Here is a 1,239-nt window from a genome sequence, read left to right on the forward strand (position 1 = left end):
GGTTCTGCGTGTCGAGCAAGCTCGCGAACTCCGGCGCGAAGGCTTGCGCGGGCTGGCCGTGGTGGACTGACAACGCGTCCCCGCTGTGCGTGCTCAACCTGCCACCTCCATCGTTAATCGTGCGTCGAGTTCAGGTTACTCGCGAGTAGCGAACTGCGAACGAAGGACACACGAGCGTGTCGAACCGCGCCGTATCGCTGAATCCGCAGGTGGCTAGAACGTATTTTTGCGAGTCGTTGATGGTGCCGGATATACCACTGCTACTGAGTGTTTGTGGCGGGCCGTCTCATCGGCTGGCTGCACGTTCCGCCAACTGTTTGCTGGGCTTGCGTGGCATAACCCGAATCGCGCAGAAATCGCGCAGGAAATCCTCGTCAGGTTTGCGTCGGCTTTCGGCGACCATCACAACCAACGGCTTGACCTGCGGCGATGGCACGCAACCATCAATGCTTCTCGATGCAAACGTCCAGGTCGGCCCATTTCGACTCGTTCGCATCGAGTAGGTCACCGGATGCCATTTCGCAATAGGATGCCCGACTCGCGTGAACATGACGGCAGGTCGTTAGCCTCTCAGGCCGCTACTCAGCAGGGGGCTCCTGGCCCGTCGCTTCGTAAACCCAATCGCGGATGCGTACCCACAGAGCATTCGACATAGCCAAGCCGAGCGGTACCTGGATCGAGTCTCCGTCTGCGTTCGTCGCTGCGACTACCAACACCTCCTTTCTGTCTTCCACCCTGTAAAGGTCGATTGAGAAGCCCTCTGAGAGTCCTTTGATCCGTGCGGGTAGTTCGGTCAATTGTTCCCCCTGACAATGGTGTTCGACTTCGGTGTTCGCCTGAGCGTCTGGTACAGCCGAACGGGTACGCAGCTGAGTCCCTTCGGGCTCCAACGAACAAGGTTGAACATCAACGAGGGTAACGACGGAAGCGCCGCTTCAGGGCACTTTTCGCCACCAACGCCGACTACCATCGACCCTCCTAAGGTGTCACAACGCTGTCAGAAGTAGTTGCGACCGCAGCACACATTCCCCGACACCCATGGACGCTAACCCGCAGGTCACCCAACTCGGTGCACAACCGAAAGCAGTCCTGGACGCGCCAAATCGACTTCCCAAGCTGAATACGCGGGTTCGATTCCCGTCATCGGCTCCACGTTTGACCGGCCCGGTTCCCGGGCTTACCGACGCCTTGGCTTCATAACGCCCACACAACGTCCGCAGGATCCTGACACAGCTTCCC

It is taken from the genome of Mycobacterium sp. IDUB_19, assembly GCF_055419445.1.